Source organism: Bradyrhizobium lablabi (assembly GCF_018131005.1).
GTDB classification, from domain to species: Bacteria; Pseudomonadota; Alphaproteobacteria; order Rhizobiales; family Xanthobacteraceae; genus Bradyrhizobium; species Bradyrhizobium lablabi_D.
The window spans coordinates 96,347-116,751 of the sequence record NZ_JAFCJK010000011.1; the positions used below are offsets into that span (position 1 = coordinate 96,347).

General features: G+C 64.3%; 18 protein-coding genes. 13 read left to right on the top strand and 5 right to left on the bottom strand.

All coding sequences use genetic code 11. The features are described from left to right. The first annotated feature begins 11 nt into the window (after nt 1-11). From JQ553_RS28190 to JQ553_RS28205, 4 genes are all read left to right on the top strand, one after another. A complete protein-coding gene (locus JQ553_RS28190) occupies nt 12-914 on the top strand; it encodes a DUF692 domain-containing protein (protein ID WP_212503309.1) in 903 nt (300 codons plus the stop codon). Then, nucleotides 911-1,696 (top strand): DNA-binding domain-containing protein, encoded by a 786-nt coding sequence (locus JQ553_RS28195; protein WP_212503310.1) that lies wholly within the window; start codon nt 911-913, stop codon nt 1,694-1,696. The genes JQ553_RS28190 and JQ553_RS28195 overlap by 4 nt, the downstream gene beginning before the upstream one ends. 85 nt (nt 1,697-1,781) lie before the next feature. Then, entirely contained in the window at nt 1,782-2,771 is a 990-nt protein-coding gene (locus JQ553_RS28200; RefSeq protein ID WP_249144633.1) for a hypothetical protein, read from the top strand. A 95-nt stretch (nt 2,772-2,866) separates the two neighbouring features. Further along, nucleotides 2,867-4,555, top strand: coding sequence for a SulP family inorganic anion transporter (locus tag JQ553_RS28205; protein WP_212503311.1), 1,689 nt, complete (start codon nt 2,867-2,869; stop codon nt 4,553-4,555). A 61-nt stretch (nt 4,556-4,616) separates the two neighbouring features. Here JQ553_RS28205 and JQ553_RS34995 read toward each other — a convergent pair whose 3' ends face one another. Together JQ553_RS34995 and JQ553_RS28215 are read right to left on the bottom strand one after the other, a co-directional pair. Next, nucleotides 4,617-6,014 (bottom strand): Spy/CpxP family protein refolding chaperone, encoded by a 1,398-nt coding sequence (locus tag JQ553_RS34995; protein WP_212503312.1) that lies wholly within the window; start codon nt 6,012-6,014, stop codon nt 4,617-4,619. Nucleotides 6,015-6,126: 112 nt separating this feature from the next. Next, on the bottom strand, nt 6,127-7,545 hold the full coding sequence (locus tag JQ553_RS28215) for an FAD-binding oxidoreductase (RefSeq protein WP_212503313.1): 1,419 nt from the start codon (nt 7,543-7,545) through the stop codon (nt 6,127-6,129). 96 nt (nt 7,546-7,641) lie between these two features. Between JQ553_RS28215 and JQ553_RS28220 the strand changes: the two genes are divergently transcribed. Next, entirely contained in the window at nt 7,642-8,154 is a 513-nt protein-coding gene (locus JQ553_RS28220; protein ID WP_212503314.1) for a thioesterase family protein, read from the top strand. 8 nt (nt 8,155-8,162) lie between these two features. Here the strand turns inward: JQ553_RS28220 and JQ553_RS28225 are convergent, their stop codons facing one another. Next, on the bottom strand, nt 8,163-8,336 hold the full coding sequence (locus tag JQ553_RS28225; protein ID WP_212503315.1) for a DUF1328 domain-containing protein: 174 nt from the start codon (nt 8,334-8,336) through the stop codon (nt 8,163-8,165). 286 nt (nt 8,337-8,622) lie between these two features. Here JQ553_RS28225 and JQ553_RS28230 point away from each other — a divergent pair, with 286 nt between their 5' ends. From JQ553_RS28230 to JQ553_RS28255, 6 genes are all read left to right on the top strand, one after another. Beyond that, nucleotides 8,623-11,148 carry an ATP-dependent helicase gene (locus JQ553_RS28230; RefSeq protein WP_212503316.1) on the top strand — a complete coding sequence of 842 codons (2,526 nt, stop codon included), beginning with the start codon at nt 8,623-8,625 and terminating at the stop codon, nt 11,146-11,148. Between the two features lie 63 nt (nt 11,149-11,211). Beyond that, nucleotides 11,212-11,625, top strand: coding sequence for a hypothetical protein (locus JQ553_RS28235; protein ID WP_212503451.1), 414 nt, complete (start codon nt 11,212-11,214; stop codon nt 11,623-11,625). Then, nucleotides 11,625-12,302 (top strand): OmpA family protein, encoded by a 678-nt coding sequence (locus JQ553_RS28240; RefSeq protein ID WP_212503317.1) that lies wholly within the window; start codon nt 11,625-11,627, stop codon nt 12,300-12,302. Before JQ553_RS28235 ends, JQ553_RS28240 begins: the two co-directional genes overlap by 1 nt. Nucleotides 12,303-12,309: 7 nt before the next feature. Next, nucleotides 12,310-12,849: a GNAT family N-acetyltransferase gene (locus JQ553_RS28245; RefSeq protein ID WP_212503318.1), complete on the top strand. Its 540-nt coding sequence runs from the start codon at nt 12,310-12,312 to the stop codon at nt 12,847-12,849. Nucleotides 12,850-12,995: 146 nt separating this feature from the next. Further along, nucleotides 12,996-13,919, top strand: a complete 924-nt coding sequence (locus tag JQ553_RS28250) for an ABC transporter ATP-binding protein (RefSeq protein ID WP_212503319.1) — start codon at nt 12,996-12,998, stop codon at nt 13,917-13,919. 157 nt (nt 13,920-14,076) lie between these two features. Continuing rightward, complete coding sequence (locus JQ553_RS28255) at nt 14,077-14,838, top strand: ABC transporter permease (protein WP_212503320.1); 762 nt, start codon at nt 14,077-14,079, stop codon at nt 14,836-14,838. Between the two features lie 39 nt (nt 14,839-14,877). Here the strand turns inward: JQ553_RS28255 and JQ553_RS28260 are convergent, their stop codons facing one another. Beyond that, nucleotides 14,878-15,210, bottom strand: a complete 333-nt coding sequence (locus JQ553_RS28260; protein WP_212503321.1) for a hypothetical protein — start codon at nt 15,208-15,210, stop codon at nt 14,878-14,880. 290 nt (nt 15,211-15,500) lie between these two features. On the opposite strand from JQ553_RS28260, the gene JQ553_RS28265 reads away from it, so the two are divergent. Then, entirely contained in the window at nt 15,501-16,259 is a 759-nt protein-coding gene (locus tag JQ553_RS28265) for a L,D-transpeptidase (RefSeq protein WP_212503322.1), read from the top strand. Nucleotides 16,260-16,310: 51 nt separating this feature from the next. Here JQ553_RS28265 and JQ553_RS28270 read toward each other — a convergent pair whose 3' ends face one another. Continuing rightward, nucleotides 16,311-18,575 carry a spermidine synthase gene (locus JQ553_RS28270; RefSeq protein ID WP_212503323.1) on the bottom strand — a complete coding sequence of 755 codons (2,265 nt, stop codon included), beginning with the start codon at nt 18,573-18,575 and terminating at the stop codon, nt 16,311-16,313. Nucleotides 18,576-18,751: 176 nt separating this feature from the next. Between JQ553_RS28270 and JQ553_RS28275 the strand changes: the two genes are divergently transcribed. Next, nucleotides 18,752-20,371 carry an NAD(P)/FAD-dependent oxidoreductase gene (locus JQ553_RS28275; protein WP_212503324.1) on the top strand — a complete coding sequence of 540 codons (1,620 nt, stop codon included), beginning with the start codon at nt 18,752-18,754 and terminating at the stop codon, nt 20,369-20,371. The last annotated feature ends 34 nt before the right edge of the window (nt 20,372-20,405 follow it).

Consider the following 20,405-nt stretch of genomic DNA (forward strand, 5'->3'; position numbering starts at 1 on the left):
GCGGAGATCTCATGAACGTCGCAAGCCGGTTGCCCGATACGTCGACGGCGCTTAGTGAGCGCGCGAGGCAGTCAGCAAAGCCGCCATTTCTCGGTTTCGGCCTCGGCCTGCGTGCGCAGCATTACGATGAAATCCTCCACGGCAATCCGCCGATCGACTGGTTCGAAGTGATCAGCGAGAACTACATGCTGCCGGGCGGCCAGCCGCCGCGCATCCTCGACAAGATCTGTGAGCGCTATCCCGTGGTGATGCACGGCGTCTCGCTGTCGATCGCCTCCACGGCGCCGCCGAATTTCGAATACCTGCAGGGCCTGAAAGATCTGGCGCAACGCGTCAAGCCCAAATGGGTCTCCGATCACCTGTGCTGGACCGGCGTGCACGGCAAGAACCTGCACGACCTGCTGCCGATCCCCTATACGCAGGAAGCACTCGACCACGTGGTCGACCGCGTGCAGCTCGTGCAGGACTTCCTCGGCCGCGCGATGGTGCTCGAGAACGTCTCTACTTATGTGCAGTTCAGCAATTCCGAGATGACGGAATGGGAATTTCTCTCCGAACTGTCGCGCCGCTCGGGCTGCTGGCTCTTGTTCGACATCAACAACGTCTATGTCAGCGCGTTCAATCATGGCTATGATCCGCTGACGTTCCTCAACGGCATTCCGGCGGATCGCGTGGTGCAATTCCATATGGCCGGTCACAGTCACATGGGCACCCATATCGTGGACACCCACGACCATCCCGTGTGCGAGGATGTCTGGGATCTCTATGTCGCTGCATTGAAGCGGTTCGGCCGCGTCTCGACGATGATCGAGCGTGACGACAACATCCCACCGCTCGACGAGCTGCTCGTCGAAGTTATCAGGACCCGCGAGATCGCCGAGAGGGTCCTGCCCGCGGGCACACCGGCGCGATGAGCGATTTCGCGCGGCAGCAGAGCGAATTTCAGCGCGCCATTCTGACCGGCGACGATGCAATCCTGTCGGAAATCCTCGACAGCCCCAGGGAAAAGCGGGAGACGCTGCTCGGCGTCTATCGCTATGCCTACGGCTCGCGTCTCGTCGAGGCGATGCGCAACGACCACGAGCTGCTGCATCTCTATCTCGGCGACAAGACCTTTGACGAGATGGGCCACGCCTATGTCAAGGCGCGGCCGTCAGAGCATCCGAACCTGCGATGGTTCTCGCAAGCGCTGCCGGATTTCCTGAAAGCGGCCGAGCCCTACAGCAGACATCCAGTACTGGCCGACCTTGCGGCGCTGGAAAAGGCGCTCAACGACGCCTTCGATGCCAGGGACGGCGACGTGCTGGCGCTTGCGGCGATGGCCCGCTTCGCGCCCGAGGCATGGACCGACCTCGCCTTCGAACCGCATCCGAGCGCACGGCGGATCGACCTTTCGACCAACGCCGCCGCGATCTGGATGGCATTGAAGAACGATGAGACGCCGCCCGAAGCGATGACACTGGCCGAGCCATGTCGTCTCCTGACCTGGCGGCAGGACACCACTCCGATGTTTCGCGAGCTGCCGACCGAGGAAGCGATGATGTGGGATGAAGCCGCGAACGGCATTCCGTTTGGCGTGCTCTGCGAAATGCTTGCGACCTATGACGATCCCGACGGTGCCGCCGCACGCGGCGCCGGCTATCTCCATGGCTGGATCGCGGCAGGATGTCTGACGGCCGCGTCTATCCGCGATTGAAGGCCCGAGACATGGACGCCGTCGCCAACAGCCGCTTCATCGAACGCCTCGGCGGCGCCTCCGGTCCGGCTCGGGACGCATTGCGATGATTTGGGTTTCGTCGATTCGCTCGATCGCCACGGCGACGCTTGTCGCCGCAATGCTGGCGAGCGCCGCCCTGCTCCATGCCAATGCGCAGTCCGAATTCATGCGCGGCGACCGCATGCCCTATGATGCTTTCGAGACGTTGCCGAAGACCGATCTCGAAATTGCCGGCGGCACCATTCATGTCGCATTCGCGCCGGGCGACATTGCCTTGCCGAGGGACAAGATCCTCGACTGGGTCAAGACGTCGGCCAAGGCGGTTGCGACCTACTATGGACGGTTTCCGGTCGATTCACTGAAGCTGCTGCTGGTGCCGGTGGATGGCCCCCGCGTTCGCGGCGGCACGACCTGGAGCTATCGCGGCGCCGCGATCCGCATATTGGTTGGTCGCGATTGCAGCGAAGCGGATCTCAGGCGAGACTGGGTGATGGTGCACGAGATGGTGCATCTCGCTTTGCCCGACCTCGACGATCGCTACGCCTGGCTCTCCGAGGGGCTCGCCGTCTACGTCGAGCCGATCGCGCGCGTCCAGGCCGGCGACCTTACCGCGCGGGAAATCTGGCAGGCGATGATGCGCGACATGCCCAAGGGCCTGCCGCAGCCCGGCGACCAGGGCCTGGACAATACCGGCACTTGGGGTCGGAAATACTGGGGCGGTGCGACGTTCGCCCTGCTTGCCGATATCGAGATCCGCAAGCGCACCGGCAACAGGCTTGGTCTGCAAGACGCCATGCGCGGCGTCATTGCCGCCGGCGGCAACCACGAGAAGGAGTGGTCGATCGAGCGCGTGCTGTCGACCGCCGACAAGGCCGTCGGCGTCGACGTGCTGACGCGCCTGCACAACGAGATGGGACCAAGGCCCGTGTCGCCCGATCTCGCCGCGCTCTGGCGCGAGCTCGGCCTGACGATGCAGGGCGAAAGCCTCGACTTCGACGACACGGCGCCATTGGCCGCAGTCCGCAAGGCGATCACCGAGGTGCGTCGCCGGTAGCAATTGCGCGGCAGTGACTCCGCTGGCTTTTGGCCGCGCGATATCGGAATATTTCCCGACCATCCTTGCAAGTCGCCAGGAGAGAGTCGAGACCGATGGCCCAGCAAGTTGCGAGACACGCCGGTTGGCCGATCTTTCGCTCGCTGGCCTCCTTCCGGCCGAGCGATCTGCCGGGCGACCTGATCGCAGGGCTGACGCTTGCGGCGATCGCGATCCCCGAGCAGATGGCTACCTCGCGGCTCGGCGGCTTCCCGCCGCAAATCGGCTTCTTCGCCTTCATCGGCGGATCGCTCGGCTTTGCCATGCTCGGCGCCAACCGCTTTCTGTCCTGTGGCGCCGACTCCACGATCACGCCGATCTTCGCCGGCGGACTGGCGCTGATGGCGACGAGCGGTTCGCCCGACTATCAGGCGCTTGCGATGGCGCTGGCGCTGATGGTCGGGGTGATCATGATCGCCGGCAGCGTGTTCCGGCTCGGCTGGATCGCCAACCTGCTGTCGACGCCGGTGACGGTCGGCTTCCTCGCCGGCATCTCCGTCCACATCCTGGTCTCGCAACTGCCGGGCGTGCTCGGCCTGCCGACGCCGAACGGGCCGACGCTCTACAAGGTCGGAGTCCTCGCCCGGGAGCTCGCGCAGACCAACCTCCATACGCTGGTCATCGGGCTTGGCGTGCTCGCCGTCGTCGCGGGCGCAGAAAAGATCAGCGCACGCATCCCCGGCGCGCTGATCGGCCTCGTCGCCGCGACGATTGCGGTCATCGCCGGCGATCTTGAAAGCAAGGGCGTCAAGGTGGTCGGCGCCGTTCCGGGCACGCTGCCGAGGCCCTCGTTTCCCGATATCGCGCCGGAGCAATGGGTCAAGCTGCTGCCGCTGGCGCTCCTGATCGCGATCGTCGTCATGGTGCAGACAGCGGCGACGACGCGCTCCTTCCGCTCCGACCCCGACAAGCCGGCCGACGTCGATCGCGATTTTCTTGGCGCCGGAGCCGGCAGCATCCTGTCTGGCCTGTTCGGGTCGTTTCCGGTCGATGCCAGTCCGCCGCGCACCGGCATCGTGTCGGAGACGGGCGGCCGCACCCAATTGGCCGGGCTGTTTGCCGCCGCGATCGTCCTTGCCCTGCTTGCCTTCGGCGCGACGCTGCTGCGGCAGGTGCCGGACGCCGCGCTTGGCGGTGTGCTGCTGTTCGTCGCGCTGCGCATCATCCGCGTAACGGAGATCGTCACCATCTTCCGGCAATCGTTCGGCGAGTTCCTGCTGGTCGTCGCTACGGCTGCCGCCATCATCGTACTGCCGATCGAGCAAGGCGTTGCCGTCGGGATCGTGTTGTCGCTGCTGCACGGCATCTGGACCACGACGCGAGGCGGGCTGATCGAGTTCGTTCGGGTGCCCGGCACCACGATCTGGTGGCCGGCAAGCCCGCGCCTGTCGGGCGAACACGCGACGGGAGTTGCCGTCTTCGGCCTGCAGGCGCCGCTGTCGTTCCTCAATGCCACAGGCTTCCAAAGCGATGTGCTCAAGGTCATTGGCGCATCGACACCGAAGCCGCGGCTTTTAGTGATCGAAGCGGGCGGTATGGTCGAAATCGATTTCACCGCCGCGCAGGCGTTACGAGACCTGTTCCGGGAGTGCCGGGACAACGGCGTGACGGTGGCCGTCGCACGACTGGAATCGACCCGCGCTCAGGCCGCATTCGAACGCTTCGATCTCTACGATGTGCTGCCGAGGGACCATGTGTTTCGCAGCGTCGACGAAGCCGTGCGCACGCTCGGCGCGCCCGCATGATCGCAGCGCGAAGGCTGACCGCCCTTCAGCGCCGGGTGCTCTTTCAAATTCATTCGTGAGTTCAGGCCGACCGCCTTGGACCGATCGCCTCGAACTGAGCCTTTTGCTCATCGCTGAGGGTGGCGTAGAAATCCTCGAGCGCCGCACGAACGTCCTTGACTGACTGCAGCATGGTGTCCAACCGCCTCGAGACGGCGTCAAGCCGCGCGGGCGGCGTCATCGTCTCGTTGGTCTGGCACGCCGCCTTGAGTTTCTGCGCTGCGTCGGCGCTGGTGTCCTGCAGCACTTGAAGAGCGCCGCGCTGTGTGGCGTTCAGTTGCAATCTGGCCTCGAGCTCTCCGGTCGGCCATTCCTGCACAGCCGACTGCGCAGCGCCACAGTTCTGGGCAACCGCCGCCGCGGGATTCCTTGCCGCGGATTCTTTGCGCTGGTTCTCGGCGAGCGCATTCAGCCGCGCCTTCTGCTCGTCGTCGAGCAGGCCATAGAATTTCTCTAGCGGCGGCTTCACCGTTCCGACCGCCGCGATCATCGCCTCGATCCGTTGCTGCATGGCGGCAAGGCGGTTCGGCGCGGTCAGCACCACCTGCAATGGGCATGCCGCACGAATGGTTTGCGCGGCGGCGAGCGAGGCGCTTCCGAGTTCGCTGAGCGCAGCGACCTGCGCTTCCGTCGGCTGCACGGCGTCCGCGATCTGATCAACCGGCAGGCCCGCAACCGAACGGCTGTCGTTGCCGCACATCTGCTCGATCCGGCCGCCGCGATATCGTCGGCCCGGCCGACGATCGGGCAGATAGCCGCTGAGGTCGTTATAGCCGTAAGGTCCGAAGATGCCGGCATAGATGTCCGGATAGCCGTAGCCCCAGAAGCCGATGTCGTCGCCCCAGATGGCGTAGTCATAGATGTCGTTGTAGGCGAAGGGCCAGAACAGCGGACCGACCCAGCCATAACCGCCGCCGGCATGCTGCCACCAGCCGTTTGCAGCCGCGCCGCCACGCCAGCCGGCGAGCGCCGCAGCGGTTGCGAACTGCGCGCGCGCCGCCGGATTGCTCAGCAAGCGGCCGTTGCGGAATGCGCCGCTGCGCGACAGCGAGTTGAAGGAATTGCGTGCGTTGCCGGATCTGATCGCGGCATTTCGAATCTGGCCGAAATTCGCGTGACCGCGCGATGCAAAGGAACGATGGCCGGAAAAGCCATAACGGAACGCGCGCGACCGCGCAAACCCGCCGTGATGCCCGCCGCCGAAATGATGTCCGCCGCCGAAATGCATGTGACCGAAGCCATGGCCGCCATGGCCACGGCCACCACCATGACCTCCGCCAAAGCCGCCGCCATGTCCATGGCCTCCTCCATGACCGCCGCCGTGGCCCCCGCCATGACCGCCGCCACCCTTGGCTATCGCAGCACCCGACAGCGCCACCGCAAGGACAATGATCGCAATTCCGATTGTCCGTCTGACCACGGCTTCCTCCCTGCGCAACGTGTCACACTGCGCCGTAAAGGAGACGCCATGCCAACGAAAAAGTTCCCCTCGCGAACGTTGCAACCCGGTCGGCGCGAGGAAACAGGATGCCTCAGGCCGCCGGAACGATCTTCCCGGGGTTGAAGATGTTCTGCGGATCGAGCGCGCGCTTCAGCGCCCGCATCGCGTCGAGCGCCTCCGGGCCGAGTTCTGCCTTAAGGTATTTCTGCTTGCCCTGGCCGATGCCGTGCTCGCCGGTGCAGGTGCCGCCCATGGATTGGGCGCGCTCGACCAGGCGGTGCATGAACTCTTCCCCGCGCGCCATCTCGTCCTTGTTGTCGATGTCGCAAACCAGCGAGCAGTGGAAATTGCCGTCGCCGACATGGCCGACGATCGGCGACAGCAGATCGAGCCGCGCCAAATCGTCCTCGGTCTCGGTGACGCAATCGGCGAGCCGCGAGATTGGCACGCAGACGTCGGTCGCGACCACACCTGCGCCCGGGCGCAGCGCCTTCACCGACCAATAGGCGTCGTGCCGTGCCTGCCAGAGCCTGGTGCGATCCTCCGGCTTGGTGGTCCAGGTGAACTCGCCGCCGCCGCACTCCGCGGCGATGTCCCGGAAATTCTTCGACTGCTCGGCGACCTCCACCTCGCTGCCGTGGAACTCAAGCAGCAGCAGCGGCGTCTCCGGGAGCGACAGTTTGGAATAGCTGTTGCAGGCCTTCACCTGCGCGGCATTGAGCAGCTCGATCCGCGCAACAGGGATGCCGGTCTGGATCGCCATGATTGTCGCCTGACAGGCGCCGCGCACGGTTTCGAACGAACAGGCCGCCGCGGCGATCGTCTCGGGAATGCCGCGCAGGCGGATCGTGAGTTCGGAGATGATTCCAAGCGTGCCCTCGGCACCGATGAAGAGGTGCGTCAGGTCGTAGCCGGCCGCGGACTTCTTGGCGCGCGTGCCGGTGGTGATGATCTCGCCGTCCCCGCGCACCACTTTCAGCGCCAGCACGTTCTCGCGCATGGTGCCGTAACGCACCGCGTTGGTGCCCGAGGCGCGCGTCGAGGTCATGCCGCCGAGGGATGCATCGGCGCCGGGATCGATCGGGAAGAACAGGCCCTGGTCGCGCAGGTGCTCGTTGAGGGCCTTGCGGGTCACGCCCGGCTGGATCACGCAGTCGAGGTCCTCTGCATGAACCGCCAGCACCTTATTCATGTCGCGCAGATCGATACACACGCCGCCCGCCGGCGCGTTGACCTGCCCTTCCAGCGAGGTTCCGGTGCCGAAGGCGATCACGGGCACGCGATGCTTGGCGCAAATCCGCACCACGTCCTGGATGTCGGGGGTTTCCTGCGCCATCACCACGGCGTCCGGCGGCTGGGTCGGCAGCCATGTCGTGGTATGGGCATGCTGCTCGCGTACCGCCTGCGACGTCACGAGCCTGTTGCCGAACCGCGCGGCCAGCGCTTCAATCGCACTCTTCAAAGCCTGCGGCTCCGGACGCGTTACATCGCTCGAATTCGTTGTCGCCACGTCAAACTTCCTCCCGACTTCAGCCGACCGTGGCAAAGGTTGTATAAGGGGTCAAGAGAGCTGCGGCTCAAACCTCACCGACAACATGGAGGGCCAATGACGACCGTGACTGCCGCCGGGGAGATACCGCTTCCGCCTGCCCCGTTCCGCTCCTCGGTGATGCAGATCGAGCCGCAATGGATCGACTATAACGGACATCTCAACATGGCCTATTACAACGTGATGTTCGACCGCGCCATCGACGAGATGTGGCTGCAGCTCGGCATCGGGCCTGCCTACATGAAGGAGCGACACTGCTCGACCTTCACCGCGGAATGCCACGTGCGCTATTTGCGAGAGATCCACCTTGGTGATCCCGTGCAGATTTCGGTCTATCTGCTCGGCACCGACGAAAAGCGGCTGCATACGTTCGAGGAGATGCGCCATGCGACCGAGGGCTGGCTCTCGGCGACCTCGGAAAATCTGTCGCTTCACATCGACATGCAGGCGCGAAAGGTTGCGCCATTTCCGCCTGAAATTCGCACCCGCGCCCAGGCGATTGCGGGCAGCCATGCGGCGATGCCGCGTCCCGAGGGCATCGGCCGTAACGTGGCGATGCCCTCGAAATAGACCGTCGGCTAAACCCGCGTGCGCCCCCGCGCCAGCCCGATCACCGCCGTTACCAGGAACAGGATGACGGCGATGAAGAAGATCGCCTTGGCGATTTCGATAGAGGCGCCCGCGATGCCGCCGAAGCCCAGAATGCCCGCGATCAGGGCGATGACTAAAAACGTGACGACCCAGCTCAGCATGATCAAACCTCTGTTTCGTTTCGCTCCCTCGCGCGCGAGCCGGCGCCCGGCGCGAGACTTGCGAGGACAATCCTGGGGAGGAACGCGGGTTCCTAACCGTGAAACCTGGAAATTTTTGCTGGTTTAGGGAACCAGATCGGCGAACGACCGGGAGCGACAGGCCGTGGACTGTCCCGACAGAACCTGTCAATACGGCCGATCAGGCCCTATATCGCCTTCAATCCCTGCTAAGAAGGCTCCCTTTCACCGTCCCGCGGTGCCATCGTGGGGCCGAGACGATTCGCGCATGACCGAGCCGAGCAAGCTGCCTCATCACGCCGTTCCCGACCACCAGCCCGCAGCTGGCGGAATCGCCGCGCGTGCACGGGCGGCGATGGGCGGACCGCAATATCTTGACGGCCTCAATCCCGAGCAACGCGAGGCGGTCGAGACACTCGAGGGCCCCGTTTTGGTGCTGGCCGGCGCCGGCACCGGCAAGACGCGGGTTTTGACCACGCGCATCGCACACATTCTGAGCCAGGGCCGCGCGCGGCCGCACGAGATCCTGTCGGTGACGTTCACCAACAAGGCGGCGCGCGAGATGAAGCTGCGTCTTGCCCAGATGCTGGGTCAGGCGGTCGAAGGCATGCCGTGGCTTGGCACCTTCCACTCGATCGGCGGCCGCATCCTGCGCATCCATGCCGAACTGGTGCAGCTCAAGTCCAATTTCACCGTACTCGACGTCGACGATCAGGTCCGGCTGCTCAAGCAGTTGCTGCAGGCCGAGAACATCGACGACAAGCGCTGGCCGGCGCGGATGCTGGCGGGCCTGATCGACGGCTGGAAGAACCGCGGCCTGACTCCGGCGCAGGTGCCGTCGGGCGAAGCGGCCTCCTTCGGCAACGGCAAGGGCGGCAAGATCTATGCGACCTACCAGGAGCGGCTGAAAATCCTCAACGCCGCGGATTTCGGCGACCTGTTGTTGGAGAATATCCGTCTGTTCCGCGAAAATCCTGACGTGCTCAGGCAGTACCAGAACCGCTTCAAGTTCATCCTGGTTGACGAATATCAGGACACCAACGTCGCACAGTATCTCTGGCTGCGGCTGCTGTCTCAGGCGCCTTCGCAGCAGGGCGAGCCGCTCTCGGCCATCATTCCGGGACCGATCGAGGATCCACGCAGAGAGGCGGCAGCGGCGCAAGTGGCGTTAGCGCCCCCCGCCTCGCGGCCCAAGAACATCTGCTGCGTCGGCGACGACGATCAATCGATCTATGGCTGGCGCGGTGCCGAGGTCGACAACATCCTGCGCTTCGAGCACGATTTTCCCGGCGCCAAGGTCATCCGCCTGGAGCGCAACTACCGCTCCACCGGCCACATCCTGGCCGCCGCCTCGCATCTGATCGCGCACAATGAAGGGCGGCTTGGCAAGACGCTGCGCACGGAGGATGTCGACGGCGAGAAGGTCACCGTCACCGGCTCCTGGGATTCCGAAGAGGAAGCGCGCGCGATCGGTGAGGAGATCGAGGACCTGCAGCGCGCGGGCGAGAACCTCAACGAGGTCGCCATTCTCGTGCGCGCCTCTTTCCAGATGCGCGAGTTCGAGGATCGCTTCGTCACGCTCGGCCTGCCCTATCGCGTGATCGGCGGCCCGCGCTTCTATGAGCGCGCCGAAATCCGCGACGCACTAGCGTACTTGCGCACGATCAATTCGCCCGCGGACGATCTCGCCTTTGAACGCATTATTAACGTACCGAAACGCGGACTTGGCGACGCCACGGTTCAGATGCTGCACGAACACGCGCGCAAGCGCCGCATCCCCTTGTTCGAGGCCGCGCGCGCCGTGGTCGAGACCGACGAACTGAAACCGAAGGCGCGCAGTTCCCTGCGCGATCTCGTGATGCAATTCGACCGCTGGCGCGCCCAGTCCGAGGTGACGTCACATACCGAGCTCGCCGAGATCGTGCTGGACGAGAGCGGCTATACCGAGATGTGGCAGAAGGACCGCTCCGCGGACGCTGCCGGACGGCTTGAGAACCTGAAGGAACTCGTGCGCTCGATGGAGGAGTTCGAGAACCTCCAGGGTTTCCTCGAACACATCTCGCTGGTGATGGACCGCGACGGCGAGACCGGCGACGATGCGGCGTCGCTGATGACGCTGCACTCGGCCAAGGGCCTCGAGTTCGACAACGTGTTCCTGCCCGGCTGGGAGGAAGGTTTGTTCCCGAGCCAGCGCACGCTCGACGAACAAGGCCGCGCAGGACTGGAGGAAGAACGCCGCCTCGCCCATGTCGGTCTGACCCGCGCCCGCCGCCGCGCAAAGATCTACTTCGCCACCAATCGGCGGATCCATGGCACCTGGTCGACCACGATCCCCTCGCGCTTCCTCGACGAGTTGCCGGCACACAATGTCGAGATCACGGAATCCAAGGGCGGCTCCGGCTGGGGCGGCGCCGGCGGCTATGGTCCCTCGCGTTTCGATAATGTCGAATCGTTCGGCTCGAGCTACGCGACGCCGGGCTGGCAGCGCGCCCAAGCCAATCGCAACCGCGGCGGTGGCGGTGGATTCGAGGAGCGGCAGTCCTCATTTTCAGGCTCGCGAAGCGATGCCTCTACCGGCGGCTTCGGACGCGCCAGGCGCGGCCCGATGATAATCGAGGGCGAACTGGTCGCGAAATCCACTGGTACGGTCTCGGAATTCTCGCTCGATGACCGTGTGTTTCACCAGAAATTCGGCTACGGCCATGTGGTGAAGATCGACGGCAACAAGCTCACCATCGCATTCGAAAAGGCCGGCGAGAAAAAGGTCGTCGACAGTTTTGTGGAGCGGGTGTGACAGAGCGGCCTTCTCTAATCGTAGCCCTTGACCATCGTTGAATTCATGGGTTCAGATGGGGTCATGGTCCGGGGAGGGTCTATCCTTTTTGCCATTGTGCTTGCCGCGCCGTCGCTGGCGGTTGCGGAGACGATAAGCTTTGGCGATTCCACGGCGCTGCTCGCCAAGAACTGCGGCGCGGAGATCGCCGCCAATTGCCGCGGCGTCAATCTTGACTCCAATCGCCTCAAGGAATGCCTTTCGCGCAATCAGGACGTCCTGACGCCACAGTGCAAATCCAGTTACCTCTCGACTTTCGATGCGATCCAGAAGCGGATCGCGGCCCGCGTCACGGTGGCCAATGCCTGCACCCGCGAGATTGTCAAACTGTGCGGCGGCTCGACAAAGGAGACCAGCAAATCTGTCCCCTGCCTCGTCACGGCAAAAGGCGTGAGCCGCAACTGCGCGCAGGCTATTCTTGATGCGGGGTATCAGTGATGCGCTCTTTTGCGCGAGACCTGCGCGACATCGGCGTGCTGGGCGCGCTGGCGCTGCTGGCCGCACCGCTGTCGCCGGCGCTCGCGCAGACGGCGATCACGCGCGACGACGTCATCGCCAAACTCAACCACTTCGAGACGCCGGCCGACATCGACGTTCCCGCGCTGCGCCAGCAGGTAGCCGAACGTTCGAAATCCCGCTCGAAGAATGAGCCGCCGCCCCAAAAGCGCCCGCCGATCGCACCTGATCTCGCCAACCTGCCTACCTTCAATGTCGACATCCAGTTCGACGTCGATACGCCGATCATCCTGCCGGCGTCCTATCAGACGGTCGGGCGCATCGCCGATGCCTTGACCCACGCGTCACTGTTGCCCTACACCTTCCTGATCGTCGGCCACATCGAATCGACCGGCAGGCGGGAGAACAACGCGCTGCTGAGCCAGCGCCGAGCCGACGCAGTCCGCGACATCCTGGTCAACACCTTCAAGATTTCCGCGAAACGTCTGCAGTCGGTCGGCCTCGGCGAGGAGCAACTGCTCGATCCCGCGCGGCCCAACGCGCCGGCCAACAATCAGCTCCAGATCATGACCGTCTCGAAACTGCCCGAGCAGAGCGAGCAGCCCGCGCACCCGGCGTCCAGCGCGTCGACAGCCAAGAAGCCGGCGAAAAAGCGTTGATCGACAGATGGCGTTGTCCGCACCAGACTGGACCATCCGGCCGTGCAAAGCGCATGAATATGCCGCGCTCGGCAAGCTGCTGGTTTCGGCCTACGCCGGACTGCCCGGCATGCCGACGCCGCAGCAACAGCCCGACTATTACGCCATGCTGGCCGATGTCGGCACGCGCGTCGCGCGGCCGTCGGTGACGGTGTTCGTCGCAACAGATGAAGCGGGACAACTGCTTGGCAGCATCGACTACATCGACGACATGACACATTACGGCTCCGGCGGCACCGCACCGACGATCGCGGATGCGGCCGGCTTGCGCCTGCTCGCCGTGAGCGACGTGGCCCGCGGCAGGGGCGTCGGAAAGGCACTCGTGCTCTTCTGTATCGAGCAGGCACGCCGCGCCGGCAAGGCACGCGTCGTGCTCCACACCACAAAGATGATGCGGGCCGCGTGGAAGATATATGAAGGGCTGGGCTTCGTCCGGTTTCCCGAGCTCGATTTTCAGCAGAGTGGCTTCGACGTATTCGGCTTTCAGTTGGACATCGCTCAACGCTAGGCTTCCTCGAATTTCCTGTTCTATCGGTCCGGCGTGACGCATTGCGAAACGCAGTTTGCGTTCCTATCTCGTGGGGACATTTTCCTCGCCCAGGTGCGCATGGAAGCGCCCTACCCTGCCTCCATACCTCACCGATCACCCAAGCCATGTCGCCGATCATTTCCGTCTCCAATCTTTCGAAGGTCTACGGCTCCGGCTTCAAGGCGCTGAACAACATCAATCTCGAGATCAGGCGCGGCGAGATTTTTGCACTGCTCGGCCCTAACGGCGCTGGCAAGACCACGCTAATCAGCATCGTCTGCGGCATCGCCAATCCGACTCACGGCGAGGTCGCGGTGGGCGGCCATGACATCATCAAGGACTATCGTGCGGCGCGATCCATGATCGGGCTGGTTCCGCAGGAACTGCATACCGACGCCTTCGAGACGGTGTGGGCCACCGTCAGCTTTAGCCGCGGCCTGTTCGGCAAATCGAAGAATCCCGCACATATCGAGAAGGTGCTGAAGGACTTGTCGCTGTGGGACAAGAAGGACAACAAGATCGTCACGCTGTCGGGCGGCATGAAGCGCCGCGTGATGATCGCGAAGGCACTGTCACACGAGCCTCAAGTGCTTTTCCTGGACGAGCCCACCGCGGGCGTCGACGTCGAACTGCGGAAGGGTATGTGGGAAGTCGTCCGCGCGTTGCAGGCCTCGGGCGTCACCATCATCCTGACCACGCACTACCTCGAAGAGGCTGAGGAGATGGCCGACCGCGTCGGTGTCATCAACAGGGGCGAGATCATCCTGGTCGAGGACAAGGCGACCTTGATGCAGAAACTCGGCAAGAAGCAACTCACGCTGCATCTTCACGACAGGATCGATACAATTCCGCCGGCGCTCGCCGCCTACAATCTGGAACTGTCCGGCGACGGCCGCGCGGTGACCTACGACTACGATACCAAGGGCGATCGCACCGGCATCACCAGCCTGCTCACCGACCTTCGAAATGCGGGTGTCAGGATTTCGGACCTCGACACCGAGCAGTCCTCGCTTGAGGACATCTTCGTCAGCCTGGTGCGGCAGGTTTGAAGTTCCTGTCAGCTTGCTGCCGCCCGTCACACGGACTTCAAAGCTCGAATGCCGAACCAGAATCATCAATTTCCAGCGCCGCTCCGATTTCTAAGCTCGCAGCGGAGGCCCCGCAAGCGCATGTGGGCTTCGAAATCGCAGTGCCGGTGAGGACGCCATGAACCTCCATGCCATCCGCGCGATCTATCTCTTCGAAATGGCGCGTACCTGGCGCACGCTGCTGCAAAGCATTGTCGCGCCCGTGGTATCGACCTCGCTGTATTTCGTGGTGTTCGGCGCCGCGATCGGCTCGCGCATCACGCAGGTGGACGGCGTGAGCTACGGCACGTTCATCGTGCCCGGGCTCGTGATGCTGTCGGTGCTGACCCAGAGCATCACCAACGCCTCGTTCGGCATCTACTTCCCGAAATTCGTCGGCACGATCTACGAGATCCTGTCGGCGCCGGTCTCCTATTTCGAGATTGTGATCGGCTATGTCGGCGCCGCAGCAACCAAGTCGATTATCCTCGGCCTGATCATCCTGGCGACCGCCGGGCTGTTCGTGCCGCTGCACATCGTCCATCCGGTGTGGATGATGACCTTCCTGGTGCTGACAGCGGTCACCTTCAGCCTGTTCGGCTTCATCATCGGCATCTGGGCCGACGGCTTCGAGAGGCTGCAGATGATCCCGATGCTGGTGGTGACCCCGTTGACCTTCCTCGGCGGCAGCTTCTATTCGGTGAACATGCTGCCGCCGACCTGGCACACCATCAGCCTGTTCAATCCCGTGGTCTACCTGATCTCCGGCTTCCGCTGGAGCTTCTATGAGATCGCCGACGTCAGCGTCGCGCTCAGTCTTGGCATGACGGTCGGCTTCCTCGTCATCTGCATGGTCATCGTGGCGCGGATCTTCAAAACCGGCTACCGGCTGAAAAACTGACGTTCCGCGATCCGGAGCGCCGCGACGCGGTCGACGTTCCTATCGATAGCAGTGGAAGTGGCCGTAGCCGTCATGGTAGCCGCGACAGCGGTGACCGCGATGCCAGCCGCGATCGGGAATACCGAACACGCCCTTAACCGCCCCCATGGCACCGCCGACGCCGGCGCCAACGGCCCCGCCGACCACGCCGCCGACCGGCCCGGCGATCCGGTTACCTTCATGAGCGCCCTCGTGCGCCCCGCGAACGATGCCCTGGGCATGGCTGGTATGGGGGATCGCAAGCAGCGCGAGGATGAGGCACGCGGCCGCAAACAGGAGCCACACGGAAAGGCCGGCGGAGACGGCCGCGGTCTTGACCTTGGGTTTTTTCATCTTGATTCCTTAAAACACGACGCATTGGCATCGCCAGGCGGGATTTTGAAACGCTCCTGCGGCCAAATCGTTGCACAAGCATGACCAATTCGAGTCGATTGCCGCGTCTCGCTCGCGCAAAAGTCAGCACGCGCCTTGATTGCGTACGCGGCCGCTGCCTTTTTTCGCACGGTGTCTCACATTCGCGTTTGAAGTGCGCGCCTCTGGAACTTCAGCCCAATTCCGGGCATAGTTATTACCGGGGGACGGAGAGCCGCGGCAGTGCAATCGGCCTGGAGGGCCAAAATTAAATGCGTACGTTCCTCATTGCTTTCACCGCCCTGACGCTCGCCACCGCGAGTGCCGCTCAGGCCAAGGTCGCAATCACCGTCGACAAGAACAATCAGGAGATGACCGTCGCGGTCGACGGCGTCGAACGCTATCACTGGCCGGTCTCGACCGGCATTCCGTCCTACGAGACGCCGAGCGGCTCCTTCCGTACTTTCCGGATGGAAGAGGACCACTTTTCCAAGGAATTCGACGACGCGCCGATGCCGCACTCGATCTTCTTCACCAAGATCGGCCATGCAATCCATGGCACCGATTCCGTGAGCAAGCTCGGCAGTCCGGCCTCGCATGGTTGCGTGCGGCTGTCGCGCGCCAATGCGGCCACGCTCTATGCGCTCGTGCAGGAGCAGGGCGTGCTCAGCACCACGGTCACTCTGAGCGGTTCGTCCCAGGTCGCGCTGGCGCGCAATCCGCGCCTGCGCAACGGCACCGCAGTCGCCCGCGGCACGCAGCAAGACGGCACCATCGGCGATCCCGTCGTGCTGACGCCGCAGCCGCGCGATTACCCGGCGCAGGCCCGCGTCAATGACGGCTACATCTATCCGGCGGATGGCAGTTCGACCGACCCGCGCTATCCCGCGCCTCGCATCGCCCGCCGCGTCTACGCCCAGCCGCAGCAGCAGTACTATTACGGCAACCAAGGTTACGCGCCGGCGCCGCAGGGCTACTACTACCAGCCGCGGCCCTATTATCAGCAGCAGCAGCCCGGCTATTATCAGTAGCAGCGCCATTTCGCCGTGCTACGGCAATCGCATGCCGCGCGCAGCGGCGGCCTACTGGTCGCCGTCGCGCAGGCGCCGATAGACCGCTCCCAGCACATTCGAATAATCGTCGGTCCAGACCCGCTGCTTCTCGTCGGCCTCGGTCTCGGCCCAGAAATCGGAAGACGCGAGTTTGCCGACATCGGCCTCCTCGCGGGCCGACACCACGACCGAGGTCGAGAAGATATACTCGTTGTCGCGGCCGGAATCCTCGCTGTAGACCCAACTTTTCATGTCGTTGGCATCGGCGATGCCGACGATGACGCTCGCGAGCTCGAGATGACGGTTGGAGACATGCATCACGACGGCGCCCTGCGGCGCCAGCTTCTGCTTGTAGATCGCCATCGCCTCCTCGGTCGCGAGATGGATCGGGATCGCGTCCGACGAATAGGCATCGATGATGATCAGATCGTAGATGCCGTCCGGCTCCCTGGCGAATGTCAGCCGCGCGTCGCCGATCACCGGCTTTAAATCCGGCTCGCAGCTCTGGATATAGGTGAAGTATTTCGGGTCGCGCGCGGTATCGACCATCGACTGGTCGATCTCGAAGAACTTCCACTGCTCGCCGGGCTCGGACGCGCAGGTCAACGTGCCCGAGCCGAGCCCGATCACGGCCACTTTCAGCGGCGCGCCCTTGCGCTCCCGCATCGCCGATATCGCCTGCCCGATGCCGCCGTCCTTGTGGTAGTAGGTGATCGGCTCGGGCCGTCCGGTGACCGGCGTGCCGTTGTCATTCTTGAACTTCTCTGCGCCGTGGATCGTGGTGCCGTGCATCAGCACGTGATACTGCCCGTTCGGCGTCACCACGATCTTGTGCACGCCGAAGAAGCTGCGCACCGTCTCGACGCGCCCCTCGTCGGACGGGTACGCGCGCAGCAGCACCAGCGCGACGACGACGGTCGCAAAGATCTTCCAACGGTTGGCGTTCAGCGCCAGCGCCAGCAGCGCCGAGAGCACGCCGACCGCACCGATCACCCACACCCGCCGGTCATCAACCCAGGAGAATGCCTTACCGACCGAATAGGCCGGCGCGATCAACGCGATCGCCAGCACTGCGAGCAACGGCCAGTACCAGGCGCTCCAGCGCGGCAGCCGCTCGGCGCCGCCGGGCGGACGGCATAGCGCCGCGAGCGCCAGCAGGATCGGATATTCCGCAACCCAGGAGAAGGTGAAGGGCGCGATCAGGCCCGCGAACAGGCCGCCGACCATGCCGCCGAACGACAGCGCGACGTAGAAGCCGGTAAGATATTTGGCAGCGGGGCGCGTTCGCGCCAGTTCGCCATGACAGGCCATCGCAATGACGAAAAAGCAAACCTGATGGCCGCCGAGCGTCAGCAGCAGGTTCTGTTCGCCGCCGACCGCGAGCAGGATGATCACGCCCGCGATCGCCAGCGGTTGCGCCAGCAGCATCCATTTGTGCGGCAGCAGCGGCCGCGACTGGAACACCAGCACCCAGGTCAGAAGATACAGCGAAAGCGGCAACACCCAGAGCAAGGGGGCGGCGGCGACGTCGGTCGAGATATGCGCGGTCACGGCGATGAGAAGGCCCGACGGCACCGCGGCGAGGAAAATCCAGCGCGCGCGCAACATCCATGACGGCGCTGGCGCGTCCGCGTCGTCAGCCGGCATGTTGAGCAGGCCCGCATTGGCCGGGGAGCGCAGCAACAGCGCAGCGCAGCCCGCGATCAGCACGATCAGGAGGCCATAGAAGCAGGTCCAGATCAGGTTCTGGCTGCGCAGCGTGAACATCGGCTCCAGGAGCACGGGATAGGACAGCAGCGCGAGGAAGCTGCCGATGTTCGAGGACGCGTAGAGGAAGTACGGGTCGGGCCCGTTGGGGTGCCCGGTGCGCACGAACCAGGCCTGCAGCAGCGGATTGTTGGCGGCGAGCGCGAAGAACGGCAGCCCGATCGATACCACGAACAAGCCGAGCAGCCAGAACGCATAGCCCGAGGTCGGCGGCTCGCCCCAGCCGCTTTTGATCGACAGCGGCAGCGTCAACAGCGCGACGACGAGCAGCACGAGATGCACCACGACCGGAACGAGGCGGCTGCGGAGCTTCATCAGGACATGCGCGTAGGCATAGCCGCCAAGCAGCAGCGATTGGAAGAACACCATCGCCACCGACCACACGGCCGGCGAGCCTCCGAGCCGCGGCAGCACCATCTTGGTGAACAGCGGCTGCACCGAGAACAGCAGCAATGCGCTCACGAAAATCGCAGCGGTGTACACAACCAGCACCAGCCGGTTTCGCGAGGCGGACGGCTCAGGCGTCATGAAGGCTCCGGCATGGACCCGGCGGGCGCCGGAGGCGGATGGTCCAGCGGCATCGCGCGGGAAAGTTGACTTGAGCATATGGCGGCAACACGGGCAAGGAATCGCGGTCATGCGGACTTGACGGGACGCCGATAGAGCGCGACAGCACGGTGTAATCACTGTTTCTTGAAGCGGACATGAACGAAACGGACGTTGTCATCATCGGCGCGGGGCACAACGGCCTCACCTGCGCGGCCTATCTCGCGATTGCCGGGCTGCGCGTGAGGGTCGTGGAACGCCGCAAGGTGGTGGGCGGGGCCGCCGTCACCGAAGAGTTCTGCCCGGGCTTCCGCAATTCGGTTGCCTCCTACACGGTGAGCCTGCTCAACCCGCAAATCATTTCTGACCTGAAACTTGCAAACCACGGCTTGAAGATCGTCGAGCGCCGCGCGCAGAATTTCCTTCCCTCCCCTGACGGCAACTATCTGCTGACGGGCGAAGGTCGCACCAGGGAGTCGGTCGCGAAACTCAGCCGTCGCGATGCCGCTGAAATCGAGCGCTTCTCGCGAGAGCTTGAGGCTATCGCCGACGTCTTGCGCCAGTTCGTGCTGCGCGCACCGCCGAACATCGTCGAAGGGTTCGGCATCGGCGCGATGAGCGGGGCCTTCAACGCGATCGGCACCGCCAACATCCTGCGGCGGTTGTCGCTGGAGCAGCGGCGCAATTTGCTCGACCTGTTCACCCGTTCGGCCGGCGACATGCTCGACGAGCGCTTCGAAAGCGATCTGGTGAAGGCGCTGTTCGGCTTCGACGCCATCGTCGGCAATTATGCGAGCCCCTACGCGGCCGGCTCGGCCTATGTGATGCTGCATCATGCCTTTGGCGAGGTGAACGGCAAGAAGGGCGTCTGGGGCCATGCCATCGGCGGCATGGGCGCAATCACGCAGGCGATGGCGCGCGCCGCGCGCGGCCACGGCGCCGAGATCGAGACTGAGGCCGGCGTGCGCGAGGTGATCGTCGAGAAGGATCGCGCCGCCGGCGTCATCCTCGACAATGGCGAGGCTATCCGCGCCACATACGTCGCCTCGAATGTCAATCCGAAGCTGCTCTACACACGCCTGGTGCCCGAGGACGCGCTGGCGCCGGAGTTTCTCACCCGTATCTCGCGCTGGCGCAACGGCTCGGGCACATTCCGGATGAACGTTGCGCTCGGCGCGCTGCCGTCGTTCGCGGCATTGCCCGGGGCTGGTGATCATCTCACCGCGGGCATTATCATTGCGCCCAGCCTCGGCTACATGGATCGCGCATGGCGCGATGCCCACGACCTCGGCTGGAGCCGTTCGCCCGTCGTCGAAGTGCTGATCCCCTCGACGCTCGACGACTCGCTAAGCCCGCCGGGCCAGCATGTCGCGAGCCTGTTCTGCCAGCATGTTGCCCCGCAATTGCCCGACGGCAAATCCTGGGACGACCACCGCGAGGAAGTCGCGGACCTCATGATCGCAACCGTCGATCGGTACGCGCCCGGTTTCGCCGCCAGCGTGATCGGCCGTCAGATCCTGTCGCCGCTCGATCTGGAGCGCCAGTTCGGCCTGCTCGGCGGCGACATCTTTCACGGCGCGCTAACCCTGAACCAACTCTTCTCGGCGCGCCCGATGCTCGGCCACGCCGACTACCGCGGGCCGCTCAGAGGTCTCTACCATTGCGGCTCCGGCGCCCACCCCGGGGGCGGCGTCACTGGCGCCCCCGGCCATAACGCGGCGCGCGCCATCCTGGCGGACCACCGCGCGCTGTTATCGCAGTGGAGAACAGGTGGATAGGCTGTGAACAACCGGTGGATGGAGCGTCAAACGC